We start from the raw sequence: 14,622 nt of genomic DNA, 5'->3' as shown, positions 1-14,622 counted from the left end.
TGCGCAATGTCCCATCCGCATGGTTCAATCAGTCCATGGCTTCGTGGGCCAATCCGGGCAGCCGGGATCTGCACCTCGATCTGCGCGAGCGGATCACCCCCGGTGTGCGCGGCGCGCGGGAACTGCTGCTCACCGCGCTGCGCGACGCCGTCCGCAGCGGCAGGCTCGCGACCGGCACGGTGCTGCCGCCGTCGCGCAGCCTGGCCGCCGACCTCGGATTGGCCCGCAACACCGTCGCCGAGGCGTACGCCGAACTGGTCGCCGAGGGTTGGCTGGCCTCCCGGCAGGGCGCAGGCACGTGGGTGGTCAACAACGGCGGCGCCGCGGCCCCCGCCCGCTCGCGCGGGGTGCGGACGGCGCCGCGGCACAACCTGATGCCCGGCTCGCCCGACGTCGCCGAGTTCCCCCGCAACGAATGGGTGGCTTCGACGCGACGCGCGCTGGCCAACGCGCCGACCGAGGCGCTGCGGATGGGCGATGCGCGCGGGCGGCCCGAACTGCGCGAAGCCGTCGCCGAGTACCTAGGCCGCGTCCGCGGCGTGCGCACCTCGCCGGACGCGGTGGTCATCTGCGCGGGCACCCGGCACGGCGTCGAACTGCTGGCGCGGGTCTTCGGTGCGGACCGGCCGATCGCTTTGGAAGCGTACGGGCTGTTCATCTTTCGCGACGCCATCGCCGCGCTGGGGATGTCGACGACGCCGATCGGCGTCGACGAGCACGGCGCGGTCATCGACGATCTCGACCGGGTCGACGTGCCCGCGGTGCTGCTCACCCCCGCCCACCACAGCCCGCTGGGCATGCCGCTGCACCCGTCGCGGCGCACCGCGGTCGTGGACTGGGCGCAGCGCACCAACGGGTACGTGATCGACGACGACTACGACGGCGAGTTCCGCTACGACCGCCAGCCGATCGGGGCGCTGCAGGCGCTGTGCCCCGACCGGGTGGCCTACCTCGGCTCGGCCAGCAAGAGCCTCTCGCCGGTGCTGCGGCTGGGCTGGATGGTGTTGCCCGCCAACCTCGTCGAGCCCGTGATCGCGGCCGCCGGCGATGCGCAGTTCTACGTCAACGGCATCGCCCAGCTCACGATGGCCGACTTCATCGCCAGCGGCAACTACGACAAGCACATCCGGCGGATGCGGCTGCGGTACCGGCGCCGCCGCGACACCCTCGTCGAGGCGTTGGGGCGCTTCGACATCGGCATCGGCGGCCTCAACGCGGGGCTGAACATGCTGCTGACCCTGCCCGACGGCGCCGAACCCGAGGTGGTGCAGCGGGCCGGCGAGGCAGGCGTTGCGCTGCAGGGCCTTTCGTTGATGCGCCACCCGCTGGCCGGACCCGACGTGCCGCAGCCCGACGGGGTGATCGTCGGTTTCGGCACGCCGCCCGAGCACGCGTTCAACGCCGCCGTCGAGGCGCTGTGCGACATCCTGGCCGCCAGCGGGCTGTAGGTCGCGCCACGTAAGCTGCCCGGGTGGCCGAGCCTCCCATGCAGCCCAGCTTGAGCCTGGGCACCCAGGTGTGGCGGTTCATCGTCACCGGCGGACTGTCGGCGGTCGTCGACTTCGGCCTCTACGTCGCGCTGCTCGCCGTCGGCCTGCACGTCAACCTCGCCAAGACGCTCAGCTTCATCGCAGGCACCACCACGGCGTACCTGATCAACCGCCGGTGGACCTTCCAGGCCCCGCCGAGCACCGCCCGGTTCATCGCCGTCTGCGCGCTCTACGCGGTCACCTACACCGTGCAGGTCGGCATCAACTACGTGTTCTACGTCGCCTGGGACGAGAAACCGTGGCGGGTTCCGGTCGCGTTCGTCATCGCCCAAGGCACCGCGACGGTGATCAACTTCATCGTTCAGCGCGCGGTGATCTTCCGGCTGCGCTGATCCGAGGCGCTCGGCGCTGCACGGTACCCTCGTCACGATGTCTGAGAACCTGCCGACGACCTCGCGTGCCCTGACCGGGTTCGGGCGCACCGCACCGTCGGTCGCACAGGTGCTGACCACCCCGGACGTCGAGCTGATCGCCCGGGCGGTCCGCGAAGCCGCCGACCGCAGCGCGGCCGGCCCGGCGTTCCTGCAGCGCGGCGTGCTCGCCCGCGGGCTCGGCCGGTCCTACGGCGACCAGGCGTGCAACGGCGGCGGTCTGGTCGTGGACATGACCGCGCTCAACCGGATCCACTCGATCAGCGCCGAGACCGCCGTGGCCGACGTCGACGCCGGCGTCAGCCTCGACCAGTTGATGAAGGCCGCGCTGCCGTTCGGCCTGTGGGTTCCGGTGCTGCCGGGCACCCGACAGGTCACCGTCGGCGGCGCGATCGCCTCCGACATCCACGGCAAGAACCACCACAGCGCAGGCAGCTTCGGCAACCACGTGCAGTCGATGGACCTGCTGATGGCCGACGGCGAGGTGCACACCCTCACCCCCGACGGCCCCGACGCCGAGCTGTTCTGGGCGACGGTCGGCGGCAACGGCCTCACCGGCATCGTGCTGCGCGCGCGAATCGCCATGACCCGCACCGAGACCGCGTACTTCATCGCCGACGGCGTGGCCACCGACAACCTCGACGAGACCGTCGCGGTGCACCTCGACGGCAGCGAGGACCGCTACACCTACTCCAGTGCCTGGTTCGACCTGATCAGCCCGCCGCCCAAACTCGGCAGGGCCTCGATCAGCCGCGGCAGCCTGGCGACGCTGGACCAGCTGCCGCCCAAGCTCGCCAAGAACCCGCTGAAATTCGATGCGCCGCAACTGCTCACGGTGCCGAACATCTTCCCGGTCAGCGCCATGAACAAGTTGTCGTTCATGGCGATCGGCGAGGTGTACTACCGGCTCGGCGGCACCTACAGCGGCAAGATCATGAACCTGTCACAGTTCTACCACATGCTGGACCTGGTCAGCGGCTGGAACAACGCTTACGGCCCAGCGGGTTTCGCGCAGCACCAGTTCCTCGTTCCGCCCGATGCGCTCGAGGAGTTCAAGGCGATCATCCGGTGGATCCAGACCAGGGGCCACTACTCGGCGCTCAACGTGTTCAAGTTGTTCGGGCCCGGAAACCGTGCGCCGCTGAGCTTCCCGATGGCCGGATGGAATGTCGCCATGGACTTCCCCAACAGGCCCGGTGTCAACGAGTTCCTCAACGAACTCGACGACCGGGTGATGGAGTTCGGCGGCCGCGTGTACACCGCCAAGGACTCGCGGGTGACCGCCGAGCGGTTCCACAAGATGTACCCCCGTATCGACGAATGGATCGCCGTGCGCCGCAAGGCCGACCCGAACGGCGTCTTCGCATCCGACATGGCCCGACGCTTGGAGTTGCTGTAGTGGTTCTCGACGCCGTAGGTAACCCCCAGACCATCCTGCTGCTCGGCGGCACCTCGGAGATCGGGCTGGCGATCTGTGCACGCTACCTGCGAAATGCGCAGGCGCGCATCGTGCTCGGCGACCTGCCCGACCACCCGCGCAAGGCGGATGCCATCGCGGAGATGACCGCGGCCAGCGCCAAGTCCGTGGAGTGGGTCGACTTCGACGGCACCGACACCGACAGCCACTCCGCCGTCATCGACACGGCCGCCGCGGGCGGTGACATCGACGTCGCGATCGTGGCGTTCGGCCTGCTCGGCAACGCCGAGGAGTTGTGGCAGAACCAGCGCAAGGCCGTGCAGATCGCCGAGGTCAACTACACCGCGGCCGTGTCGGTCGGCGTCCTGCTCGGCGAGAAGATGCGCGCGCAGGGCTTCGGCCAGATCATCGCGATGAGTTCGGCCGCTGGTGAGCGGGTGCGACGGTCCAACTTCGTCTACGGCTCCACCAAGGCCGGGCTCGACGGTTTTTACCTGGGCCTGGGAGAAGCGCTGCGCGAGTATGGAGTTCGGGTGCTGGTCATCCGGCCGGGTCAGGTGCGGACCACCACCACGATCGAGCACTGGAAGGCGACCGGCACCAAGGAGGCGCCGTTCACCGTCGACAAGGACTACGTCGCGGAGTTGGCGGTCACCTCGGCGGCCAAGGGTAAGGACCTGGTGTGGGCGCCCGGCACATTCCGTTACGTGATGATGGTGCTGCGCCACATCCCGCGCCCGATCTTCCGCAAGCTGCCGATCTGATGCGTTCGGCGCTGCCGGCGAAGGTGGCCGGTCAGATGGTGGCCGCCGTCGCTGTCGCCGTCGTGATCGCGACCGTGTCGCTGGCCGCGATCGCGCGCGTCGAGTGGCCGGCCTACAACTCGTCGAACCAGCTGCACGCACTGACCACCGTCGGCCAGGTCGCCTGCCTGGCAGGCGTTCTGGCGAGTGGGCTGATCTGGCGCCGCGGCAGGCGGCTGCTCGCGCAGGCCGCCGCGACCGTGTTCCTGGCCGCGTTCGCGGTGGTGACGCTGGCGATGCCGCTCGGCGCGACGAAGCTGTACCTGTACGGCATCTCGGTCGACCAGCAGTTCCGCACCGAGTATCTGACCCGGCTGGCTGATTCGCCTGCGCTGCACGACATGACCTACCTGGGGCTGCCGCCGTTCTACCCGCCCGGCTGGTTCTGGATCGGCGGCCGGCTCGCGGCGTTGACCGGAACACCGGCCTGGGAGATGTTCAAACCGTGGGCCATCATCTCGATCACGGCCGCGGTGGTCGTCGGATTCGTGTTGTGGGCGGCCATGATCCGGTTCGAGTACGCGCTGGTGGTGTCGACGGCCACCACCGCCGCGACGCTGGCCTACTCCCCGGCCGAACCCTACGCCGCGATCATCGCCGTGCTGCTGCCGCCGGTGTTCGTGCTGGCATGGTCGGGCCTGCGCGGCGGTGGCCGGGTGGTGGGCGGGAAGGCGCACAGCACGGGCGGCTGGGCGGCGGTCATCGGGACCGGGTTGTTCCTCGGCGTCGCCGCGCTGTTCTACACGCTGCTGCTGGCGTACGCGGCGTTCACGCTGGCGATCATGGCGGTCCTGCTGGCCGCCGCGCGCAGGCAGCTCGGCCCGCTGCTGCGGCTGGCCGTCATCGCGGTGATCTCGGTGGCCATGTGGCTGGTGGGCCTGGGCCCGTGGCTGCTGGCCGCCGCCAGGGGTCAGCCCGCCGATTCCGGCACCGCGCAGCACTACCTGCCCTCGGACGGCGCGCAGCTGGAGTTCCCGATGCTGCACCCGACGCTGCTCGGCGCGCTGTGCATGCTGGGCACGCTGTGGCTGGTCTGGCGGGCGAGGTCCTCGACGCGGGGCGGCGCGCTGGCGATCGCGGTGCTGGCCGTCTACGCCTGGTCGCTGCTGTCGATGCTGACCACGCTGCTGGGCACCACGCTGCTGTCGTTCCGGCTCAATCCGACGCTGACGATCCTCCTGACCGCCGCGGGCGCCTTCGGGTTCATCGACGTGACGCGGGCGGTGGCGGCCCGGGTCAAGGCGGAGAACGCGCGGCGGGTGGTGGCCGTCGCCGCGACGCTGGGCGCCGTCGGCGCGCTGACCTACAGCCAGGACATCCCCGACGTGCTGCGCTCGGACATCGTCGTCGCCTACACCGACACCGACGGCTACGGCCAGCGCGCCGACCGCCGCCCGCCGGGCGCGGAGCGCTACTACCGCGAGATCGACGCCAGGATCACCGAGGTGACGGGCCGGCCGCGCAACGAAACCGTCGTGCTGACCGCCGACTACAGCTTCCTGTCGTACTACCCGTACTACGGCTTCCAGGGGCTGACGTCGCACTACGCCAACCCGCTCGCGCAGTTCGACAAGCGCGCCGACGCGATCGAGAGCTGGGCCACGCTGACCGAGGCCGACCAGTTCGTCGACGCGCTGGACAACCTGCAGTGGGCAGCGCCGACGGTGTTTCTGATGCGCCGCGGCGCCGACGACACCTACACCCTGCGGCTGGCCTCCGACGTCTATCCGAACCAGCCCAACGTGCGCCGCTACCACGTCGCACTCGACGAGGCACTGTTCGACGATCCCCGCTTCGAGGTGTCCAGCATCGGCCCGTTCGTGCTTGCCATCCGCAAGCCCAATTAAGATCGCACCCCGTGGTCGAACAAGCCGGCGTCGGGTCCAACCATCGGACCGCGCGGCTCATCGCCATCATCGCGGGACTGCTCGGCGCGCTGCTGGCAATCGCCACCCCACTGCTGCCCGTCACGCAGACGACCGCGCAGCTGAACTGGCCCCAGAACGGCGTGGTCGAGAGCGTCGACGCACCGCTGATCGGCTACGTCGCCACCGACCTCGAGATCAGCATCCCGTGCCGCGCGGTGGCCCCGCTGGCCGGCCCGGACGTGCGCGGGCGCACCGTGCTGCTGTCGACGGTGCCCAGACAGGCGCCCAAGGCCGTCGACCGCGGGCTGCTGATCGAGCGGGTCAACAACGACCTGCTGGTCATCGTGCGCAACACCCCGGTGGTCAGCGCACCGCTGAGCGCCGTGCTCAGCCCGCAGTGCCAGCGGCTGACGTTCACCGCACACGCCGACAAGGTCACCGGCGAGTTCGTCGGGCTCACCCAGGCCCAGGGCACCATCCCGAGCGAGGATCCGGGCGACCCGCTGCGCGGCGAGCGCGGCGGTTACGACTTCCGCCCGCAGATCGTCGGCGTCTTCACCGACCTGTCCGGGCCCGCGCCGCCCGGCATGCAGTTCTCGGCCACCCTCGACTCGCGCTACAGCACCTCGCCGACGCTGCTGAAGACACTCGCGATGATCATCGGGGTGGCGATGACGATCGTCGCGCTGGGCGCACTGCACGTGCTCGACACCGCCGACGGCCGCCGCGTCAAGCGGTTCCTGCCGCCGCGCTGGTGGTCGGTGCGCCCCCTCGACGGTGTGGTGACCGCGGTGCTGGTGTGGTGGCACTTCGTCGGCGCGAACACCGCCGACGACGGCTACATCCTGACCATGGCGCGCGTCTCCGAGCACGCCGGCTACATGGCCAACTACTACCGCTGGTTCGGCACCCCCGAGGCGCCGTTCGGCTGGTACTACGACCTGTTGGCGCTGTGGGCCCACGTCAGCACCACCAGCGTGTGGATGCGGCTGCCGACGCTGCTGATGGCACTGACCTGCTGGTGGCTGATCAGCCGTGAGGTGATCCCGCGGCTGGGCCACGCCGTCAAGACCACGCCGGCGGCGGCATGGACGGCGGCCGGCCTGTTCCTGGCCTTCTGGCTGCCGCTCAACAACGGCCTGCGACCCGAGCCGATCATCGCGCTGGGCATCCTGCTCACCTGGTGCTCGGTCGAGCGCGGCGTGGCGACCAGCAGGCTGCTGCCGGTCGCCGTCGCGGTGATCATCGGCGCGCTGACGTTGTTCTCGGGACCGACCGGCATCGCCGCCGTCGGCGCGTTGCTCGTCGCCGTCGGGCCGCTGAAAACTATTGTTGCCGCCCATGTTTCGCGCTTCGGCTATCTGGCCCTGCTGGCGCCGATCCTGGCCGCGGCCACGGTCACCGTCATCCTGATCTTCCGGGACCAGACACTGACCGCCGAACTGCAGGCCAGCGCGTTCAAGTCGGCGGTGGGCCCGAGCCTGAGCTGGTTCGACGAGCACATCCGCTACGAACGGCTGTTCACGCTGAGCCCCGACGGTTCGGTCGCGCGGCGCTTCGCGGTGCTGACGCTGCTGCTGGCGCTGGCCGCCGCCGTGGCGATGGCGTTGCGCAAGTTCAAGATTCCGGGCACCGCCCTGGGCCCCAGCCGGCGCATCGTCGGCATCACGGTGATCTCGTTCCTGGCGATGATGTTCACGCCCACCAAGTGGACGCACCATTTCGGGGTGTTCGCCGGGCTGGCGGGTTCGCTCGGCGCGCTGGCCGCGGTGGCCGTCACGACGGCCGCGATGCGCTCGCGCCGCAACCGGTCGGTGTTCGGCGCGGCGGTGCTGTTCACCATGGCGCTGTCGTTCGCGACGGTCAACGGCTGGTGGTACGTCTCGAACTTCGGTGTGCCGTGGTCGAATGCGATGCCGGAATGGAAGTTCGGCTTCTCCACCATCCTGCTGGGCCTGGCCGTCCTCGCGCTGCTGGCGGCGGCGTGGTTCCACTTCTCCGGCCGCGACTCCTCACCGCCGGGTCCGCCGCGGCGCTGGCAGCGAATCATGCAGGCGCCGTTGGCGATTGCCACCTGGCTGGTGGTGATCTTCGAGGTGGTGTCGCTGACCCTGGCGATGGTCGACCAGTACCCGGCGTGGAGCGTCGGGCGGTCCAATCTCGAGGCGCTGACCGGCAAGACCTGCGGCATGGCCGAAGACGTGCTCGTCGAGCAGGACCCGAACGCCGGCATGCTCACCCCGGTCGACACACCCGTCGGCGAGGCATTGGGCGCAGGCACCGCACGAGGATTCGGCCCCAACGGGATTCCCGCCGACGTCTCCGCGGACGAGTCGATGAGCGGCGAGGGCACGTCGACCAACTTCGCCGACTCCGACAACAACAACAACGAGGACCAGGCCGGCAACGGCGGCACCGAGGGCGGCACGATCGCCGGCGTCGGCGTCAACGGGTCGCGGGCCCGGCTGCCCTACGACCTCGACCCCGCGCGCACCCCGGTGATGGGCAGCTGGCGGCCCGGCACGCAGCAGCCCGCGCAGCTGCGGTCGGCGTGGTACCGGCTGCCCGAGGACCGCGACGCGGCCGGACCGCTGATCGTCGTGTCCGCGGCCGGCCGGTTCGACGCCGGCGAGGTGGTGCTGGAGTGGGCGACCGACGAGCAGGCCGCCGACGACGAGGCCGGCGGCGGGCTCGGGTTCGGTGACGTCGGCGCGTCGCCGGCCTGGCGCAATCTGCGTGCCGAACTGGCCGCGATCCCGCCCGACGCGACGCAGGTCCGGCTGGTCGCCGGCGACGACGACCTCGACCCGCAGCACTGGATCGCGCTGACCCCGCCGCGCATCCCGCAGCTACAGACCCTGCAGGACGTCGTCGGCTCCGACGACCCGGTGTTCCTGGACTGGCTGGTCGGGCTGGCGTTCCCGTGCCAGCGCCCGTACGGCCATCAGAACGGCGTCATCGAGGTGCCGAAGTGGCGCATCCTGCCGGACCGGTTCGGCGCCGAGGCCAACTCGCCGGTGATGGACTACCTGGGCGGCGGGCCGCTCGGCATCACCGAGCTGCTGGTGCGGGCCACCACGCTGCCCACCTATCTCAAGGACGACTGGTTCCGGGACTGGGGCTCGCTGCAGCAGCTGAGTCCCTGGTACCCCGACGCCACCCAGGCGCGGCTGGACCTCGGCACGGCCACCCGCAGCGGCCTGTGGAGCCCGGCGCCCCTGCGACTGTCCTGACGCCGTCGCGAATCGACGTATCCGTCAACGCCGAATCCTAGGGTTTTCCCCTAGTGCCGTCGCTCGGGACGTGACGGAGCATTGCTCGACAGCTCCGAAACCGTTGGGGGAGTAAGCGATGTCGAAGCCAGCGACCGACAGACGTCAGATGAGCGATGTGCTGGGGCGACTGGGATGGCTGTGCGCGACACATCCCTGGCGTGTCATCGCCGGGTGGATCGCCATCGTCGGTATCGGGTTCGGACTGGTCGCGACGATCGGCGGGTTGCCGGAGGACGACCTCGACGTGCCCGGAATGCCTGCCACGATCGGCAACGAGTTCCTCACCCGATCGTTTCCGGAGATGGCGGACACCAACGCCCGAGTGGTGGTGCACTCGCCGGATGGTGAGGTGCCGCCGGCTGAGTTGAATACGTTGCGCGTCCAGCTTGCTGACGTGCGCGGAGTGTCGATGGTGTCGCCGCCGCGGATGTCCGCCGACGGGCACACCGCACTGATCCAGCTCACCTACGACGTTCCCGCCGGGGCGTTTCGGGGATCCGAAGGCGTCGACGCCTTACGCGAGGCGGTCGCACCGATCGAGCGCGGCGGTCTTCAGGTCGAGTTCGGCGGGCAGGTGGCCGAGAACGTGAATTCCTTTGGGCTGGCGGGCGAACTGGTCGGCGTCGTGGCGGCGGTGTGCATCCTGCTGTTCGCGTTCGGTTCGATCGTCGCGGCCGGCCTTCCGGTCGCGACGGCCCTCATCGGCGTCGGCACCGGTTACGCGCTGGTGTTGATCCTGGCGGGGTTCACCAACGTCAGTACGAGCGCCCCGTCGATCGCAGCGATGGTCGGCGTCGGGGTGGGAATCGACTATGCCCTCCTGCTGGTGACCCGCTTCCGCGAGTACCTCCCGCACAGCTCAGGTGTTCCCGACGCCGCCGCGCGGGCCAACGGCTCGGCGGGAGTATCGGTCGTCTTCGCCGGAACGATGGTGCTGGTGTCGCTGCTTGCCCTGCGCCTCGGCGGCATCCCCCTGTTCGCGACGTACGGGTATGCCACCTTCTTCGTGGTCGGCGCGGTGATGCTCGCCTCGATCACCCTGGTACCGGCGCTGTGCGGGCTTGCGCGATGGGCCCAGGTCGTCACCAACCGGCCCGTGGCCTGGGGTATGGGGGCTCTGATCGTCCTGCTCTTGTGTGCGGCTCCGATGATCGACATGCGTACCTGGCCGCGTGACGCGGCGAGCCAGCCCACCTCGAACACTGTGCGCCGCGCCTACGACCTGGTCGCATCGAGTTTCGGTCCCGGCGCCAACGCCCCGTTCACGATCGGTGTGGACGCAACCCAGGTCAGCGACGATCAACTCCACCAGACGATCGCCGACCTGCGCTCCGCCGACGACGTTGTGCTCGTCTCCGAACCCCTGTTCAACGCCGATCGCACCGCATCGGTGTTCACCGTCGAGCCGGCCACCGCGCCGAGCGACGGTGCGACCGTAGACACCCTGCACCGCGTGCGTTATGCAGTGCCCGGCGGCATGTATGCCACGGGCATGACACCGTATTTCGCCGATGCCTCCGAACGCCTGGCGCAGCGGCTGTGGCTGGTGATCATCGTCGTCGTCGGACTGGCCGTCGCGCTGCTGACAATCGCGTTCCGAGCGCCGGTCGTAGCGCTCAAGGCCGCCGTGATGAACCTGCTCGCAGCCGCGGCAACCTTTGGGGTCCTGGTGGCGGTATTCCAATGGGGCTGGGGCGTTGGGCTGCTGGGATTGCCTGGGGCAGTGCCGATTTCGAGCTGGGTACCCATCCTGGTCTTCACCATGCTCTTCGGACTGTCGATGGACTACGAGGTGTTCATCCTGTCCCGGGTGCGCGAGGAATGGCTCGCGACGAAGGATCCGCGGCAGAGCGTGATCCGCGGCCTCGACTCGACAGCACGTGTGATCACCAGCGCGGCCTTGATCATGATCGCGGTGTTCCTGGGGTTCGCCGCCGACGGCGACATCACCGTGAAGATGATGGGGTTCGGGATGGCCGTGGCGGTCTTCATCGACGTCACCATCATCCGGATGATCCTGGTGCCTGCCACGATGGCGTTGCTCGGGCGGTTCAACTGGTGGCTACCGGGACGGCTCGACTCCCCGGCTGGGCTCCTCGCGGAAACCGGCACCGCCGAACGCCGAACGCCGGAGCGCGGGCTCGTCGACACTTCGCCGTAGGCGACACGGCTGTCGCGGCCGATCAGCCAGTTGCCGAGCGCCGCTCGGCGGATGCCGTCACAATTGCCCTGTGGGGTTGCTGTGAGCACCCGGGCGGGACTGAAGGAGCGGCAAGCGACCCTCGGAATTATCCGAGGAGTCGTCAATAACGCCGTCGCCGACCGGGACGAGCTCGCAAACCCACACACGCGTAGTCGACTACGCATGACGGCTCGCGAGATGTCGACCAAGGTCATCAGCAACGGAGAGGACATCCGATGCTGATGGGACGCGAAACCACGCTGGTCGAACGCCAAGAAGCCCTCGACGAACTCGGCAGAATCGTCAGTGACGCCGTCGATGGCCGCGGCGCGGTCGCAAACGTGCTCGGTCCCGCAGGCATCGGTAAGACCGCGCTGCTGGACACCCTCGCGTCGTCGTGTCCCGAAGCGCGGGTCTTACGGGCCCGATGTTCGCTGCTCGAACGCGACTACTCGTTCGGGACCGTCCGGCAGTTGCTTGCCGGCGCGCAGGCGATGCGCAAGCTCGCCGTCGACGACAAGCACATGACCGATCTCACCCGCTCGCCCGCATGGTTCGCCGACGAGCGGGTCATCGTGGAACGCGGACCGGGCCGAACCGTGGCGCTGCCCGGCGGTCCGTACCTCAAGTTCTACTCGGGCTGGTACGCGCGTGGGGACATCGGGCGCGACGACGCCCATGCCGCGTACCGGGACCGGCACGCAGAGCTCGTCGCGTCGGTGGCGGCGGACCTCGGACTTGCCCGTTATGTGCAGAACACCAACATCTACGAGCCGACCGTCGGGCCGCTGCTGAAGTCGGAACGCGGGACCGAACCGGACGGATTCGACGGTCTCGACGAATTCGTCTGGCTGCGTGACGATCTCATTCGTGCGCTCGCCACACCGCAGGGACGGAGGGCGGCCGAGGCGGTCGGGGAAAGCCAGGACGCTTTTGGTGACCGCGCGACGTCGCCGAGCTGGTTCGTCTTCGAACGACTGCTGTACTAGTGAAGATCATCGTCATCGGGGCCGGAATCGGCGGACTGTTCGCGGGGATCGCGTTGCGTGACGCCGGGTTCGATGTCATCGTCTACGAGCGCTGTCCGGAGCCACAACCCGGCGGAGCGGGTCTGACACTGTGGGCGAACGCGTTGAAGCTGTTCCGGCACTACGGGATGCTCGATGACATCCTGGCGCACGCAGGGACCTTCGAGCACAGTGAGTTTCGTACCGCCGCAGGACGGACCCTCGTCCGGGTTGCGCTCGCCGACTTGGTCGAACAGTTCGGATTGCCGACGGTGTGCGTCGGCCGCAACGTCGTATCCGATGTCTTGCTCGACCGTTTCGGCCACGAGAACGTGGTGTGGGCAACGGAGATGGTGCGCGCCGAGCAGGACGGTGACACGGTGTACGCGGAGTTCAGCGATGGACAACGCATTTCGGCTGATGTCTTGATCGGTGCCGACGGGATCCATTCCGCCGTGCGGCCGTCGGTGTGTCCGGGCAGCGCACCGCAGTACGACGGTCAAACCGTCTGGCGCGGGGTGACCGACGTCGACAGCCTGCCCGCGACGGCGTTCGTTTCCTTCGGCCGCGGGAGCCGCGCCGGATGGAGCCCGATGGGCGACGGGCGGGTGTACTGGTTCGGCGCCCGCTTTCAACCACCCGGCACACCCGATCGGTTCGGCAGTATGAAGGCCGACGCGCTGGCCGAGTTCGGGGATTGGGGTGACCCGCTCGGCAGGATCATCAGCGCGACACCCGAGGACGCGATCTCGCGCACCGACATCTACGCGGTGCCGCGGTTGCCGACATGGTCGAGCGGGCGCATCGCCCTGCTCGGCGACGCCGCACACGCGATGGCACCGCACATCGCGCAGGGGGCCTGCCTGGCCGTCGAGGACGCCACTGTCCTGGCGTTGCGACTGGCGGACGGACCCACACCCGAGGAGGCGTTGCGCCGCTACTCCGACGAACGGCAACCCCGTGCGGAGGAGCTGCGCGACGAGGCCGACAGGATCGGACGCCCGGCCGCGATGCGGGGGCCTGTGTCGTCGCGGCTGCGCAACGCTGTGCTGGCGTTGACTCCCGGTCGGATGCTGTTGGCGGGATTCGCGAAACCCGCTGCCTTCGAGATTGTTTGAGGCCCGGTGTCACCACACCGGGTGCTCACAGCCGGTACATCTCACGTGCCATGGAGGCCTGCTCGAGAAATTTGATGTGCTGGGGATAGTCCCGTCGGGGCTTCGGTGGCTTCGGGGTTCGCCGGGCGCGGAGGGCGGCCGCGGAGCCGAACAGCACCTCCTGCACCGTGATCAGAATCGGTTTGCGCGTTGCGTGCGCGTCCCCAAGTGCCGGCGTCGACGACGTTGTGCGGCTCTTGCCAATCAGACGCTTCTGAATAATTGTCACCGTTGTTCCCCCCACGATGGTTGTTTTGAGTTGCGTAGCAATCCTCAGTCACCGACGGGGTAACGGCACTAGGGGTAAACCCTAGAATCCGCGCTGTCGCGGGAACCAGATCAACCGGTTTCGATGACCGGCGTCACCGCGCCGACCCGAACCGCTGTGTCGCTGGTTGCGATGCTCAGCCCACGCCGGGCAGCCTGAGCCACGATCATGCGGTCGAAGGGATCGCGATGCTCCCAATTCAGCTGACCCGCAAAAGCGGCGTCCGCGGAATCGATCGGCAGATCGATCGCGGTCATCGCAGCGACCACCTCGCTCCAGCTGGCGAGCAGGCGAGTTCCGTCGAGTCGGCCGGAGCGGGTCTTGATGGCGATCTCCCACGCGGATACGGCCGAGACGTACAACTCGTTGGCGGGATCGTCCAGGAGTTCACGCGCTGACGGCCGAATCCGATCCGGATCAGATACCAACCACAGCAGTGCGTTCGTATCGAGCAGGATCGCCATCACGATCCGCCTTCCCACGCCGCGAGCTCATCTTTGGAAAGCGGCTCGTCGAAGTCGTCCGGAACGGCGAGGCCGGGCATCTGACCGAACTTTCGCGGGCGCGCAACGACCGGTGACAGCACCGCGACGGGGCGCCCGTGGTTCGTGATCGTGACCGATGCTCCGGTCTGCTCCACTTCGGCCAGCAGCGCGTTCAGCCGCGCCTTCGCCTCTGTACTGGTGACCGTCCTCATGACGCCTATCTTAGGAAGGTCTGACTA

General features: G+C 68.9%; 12 protein-coding genes. 9 read left to right on the top strand and 3 right to left on the bottom strand.

From position 1 onward, the window contains the following. Window positions 1-35: 35 nt before the first annotated feature. The 9 genes from pdxR (at window position 36) to BLW81_RS08000 (ending at window position 13,591) form a co-directional block, all read left to right on the top strand. On the top strand, window positions 36-1,448 hold the full coding sequence (gene pdxR, locus BLW81_RS08040) for a MocR-like pyridoxine biosynthesis transcription factor PdxR (RefSeq protein WP_083410395.1): 1,413 nt from the start codon (window positions 36-38) through the stop codon (window positions 1,446-1,448). A gap of 38 nt (window positions 1,449-1,486) precedes the next feature. Beyond that, entirely contained in the window at window positions 1,487-1,882 is a 396-nt protein-coding gene (locus tag BLW81_RS08035; RefSeq protein WP_083406734.1) for a GtrA family protein, read from the top strand. Between the two features lie 37 nt (window positions 1,883-1,919). Beyond that, window positions 1,920-3,320 (top strand): decaprenylphosphoryl-beta-D-ribose oxidase, encoded by a 1,401-nt coding sequence (locus BLW81_RS08030; RefSeq protein ID WP_083406733.1) that lies wholly within the window; start codon window positions 1,920-1,922, stop codon window positions 3,318-3,320. Then, on the top strand, window positions 3,320-4,102 hold the full coding sequence (locus tag BLW81_RS08025; protein ID WP_083406732.1) for a decaprenylphospho-beta-D-erythro-pentofuranosid-2-ulose 2-reductase: 783 nt from the start codon (window positions 3,320-3,322) through the stop codon (window positions 4,100-4,102). Before BLW81_RS08030 ends, BLW81_RS08025 begins: the two co-directional genes overlap by 1 nt. Then, window positions 4,102-5,988, top strand: coding sequence for a galactan 5-O-arabinofuranosyltransferase (locus tag BLW81_RS08020; RefSeq protein WP_083406731.1), 1,887 nt, complete (start codon window positions 4,102-4,104; stop codon window positions 5,986-5,988). Before BLW81_RS08025 ends, BLW81_RS08020 begins: the two co-directional genes overlap by 1 nt. 11 nt (window positions 5,989-5,999) lie before the next feature. Further along, window positions 6,000-9,242, top strand: coding sequence for an arabinosyltransferase domain-containing protein (locus tag BLW81_RS08015; RefSeq protein ID WP_083406730.1), 3,243 nt, complete (start codon window positions 6,000-6,002; stop codon window positions 9,240-9,242). Window positions 9,243-9,390: 148 nt separating this feature from the next. Continuing rightward, window positions 9,391-11,445 carry an MMPL family transporter gene (locus BLW81_RS08010; protein ID WP_083406729.1) on the top strand — a complete coding sequence of 685 codons (2,055 nt, stop codon included), beginning with the start codon at window positions 9,391-9,393 and terminating at the stop codon, window positions 11,443-11,445. Window positions 11,446-11,702: 257 nt separating this feature from the next. Then, window positions 11,703-12,455: an AAA family ATPase gene (locus BLW81_RS08005; protein ID WP_083406728.1), complete on the top strand. Its 753-nt coding sequence runs from the start codon at window positions 11,703-11,705 to the stop codon at window positions 12,453-12,455. Then, window positions 12,455-13,591, top strand: a complete 1,137-nt coding sequence (locus BLW81_RS08000; protein ID WP_083406727.1) for an FAD-dependent monooxygenase — start codon at window positions 12,455-12,457, stop codon at window positions 13,589-13,591. The genes BLW81_RS08005 and BLW81_RS08000 overlap by 1 nt, the downstream gene beginning before the upstream one ends. A gap of 25 nt (window positions 13,592-13,616) precedes the next feature. On the opposite strand, the gene BLW81_RS29300 is transcribed toward BLW81_RS08000, so the two are convergent. The 3 genes from BLW81_RS29300 to BLW81_RS07990 form a co-directional block, all read right to left on the bottom strand. Beyond that, on the bottom strand, window positions 13,617-13,859 hold the full coding sequence (locus tag BLW81_RS29300) for a hypothetical protein (RefSeq protein WP_157897629.1): 243 nt from the start codon (window positions 13,857-13,859) through the stop codon (window positions 13,617-13,619). A 110-nt stretch (window positions 13,860-13,969) separates the two neighbouring features. Then, window positions 13,970-14,365, bottom strand: coding sequence for a type II toxin-antitoxin system VapC family toxin (locus BLW81_RS07995; RefSeq protein ID WP_173839582.1), 396 nt, complete (start codon window positions 14,363-14,365; stop codon window positions 13,970-13,972). Then, window positions 14,362-14,595 (bottom strand): type II toxin-antitoxin system Phd/YefM family antitoxin, encoded by a 234-nt coding sequence (locus BLW81_RS07990; RefSeq protein WP_083406726.1) that lies wholly within the window; start codon window positions 14,593-14,595, stop codon window positions 14,362-14,364. The genes BLW81_RS07995 and BLW81_RS07990 overlap by 4 nt, the downstream gene beginning before the upstream one ends. Window positions 14,596-14,622: the final 27 nt, after the last annotated feature.

This window comes from Mycolicibacterium rutilum (genome assembly GCF_900108565.1).
GTDB classification, from domain to species: domain Bacteria; phylum Actinomycetota; class Actinomycetes; order Mycobacteriales; family Mycobacteriaceae; genus Mycobacterium; species Mycobacterium rutilum.
This window is presented reverse-complemented; position numbering and strand designations above follow the sequence as displayed.

Bases quoted from the DNA above. Each gene is read 5' to 3' on its own strand.
- BLW81_RS08035 (WP_083406734.1), top strand. From the start codon at position 1,487: ATGCAGCCCAGCTTGAGCCTGGGCACCCAGGTGTGGCGGTTCATCGTC.
- BLW81_RS08030 (WP_083406733.1), top strand. From the start codon at position 1,920: ATGTCTGAGAACCTGCCGACGACCTCGCGTGCCCTGACCGGGTTCGGG.
- pdxR (WP_083410395.1), top strand. From the start codon at position 36: ATGGCTTCGTGGGCCAATCCGGGCAGCCGGGATCTGCACCTCGATCTG.
- BLW81_RS08010 (WP_083406729.1), top strand. From the start codon at position 9,391: ATGAGCGATGTGCTGGGGCGACTGGGATGGCTGTGCGCGACACATCCC.
- BLW81_RS07990 (WP_083406726.1), bottom strand. From the start codon at position 14,595: ATGAGGACGGTCACCAGTACAGAGGCGAAGGCGCGGCTGAACGCGCTG.
- BLW81_RS08005 (WP_083406728.1), top strand. From the start codon at position 11,703: ATGCTGATGGGACGCGAAACCACGCTGGTCGAACGCCAAGAAGCCCTC.
- BLW81_RS08020 (WP_083406731.1), top strand. From the start codon at position 4,102: ATGCGTTCGGCGCTGCCGGCGAAGGTGGCCGGTCAGATGGTGGCCGCC.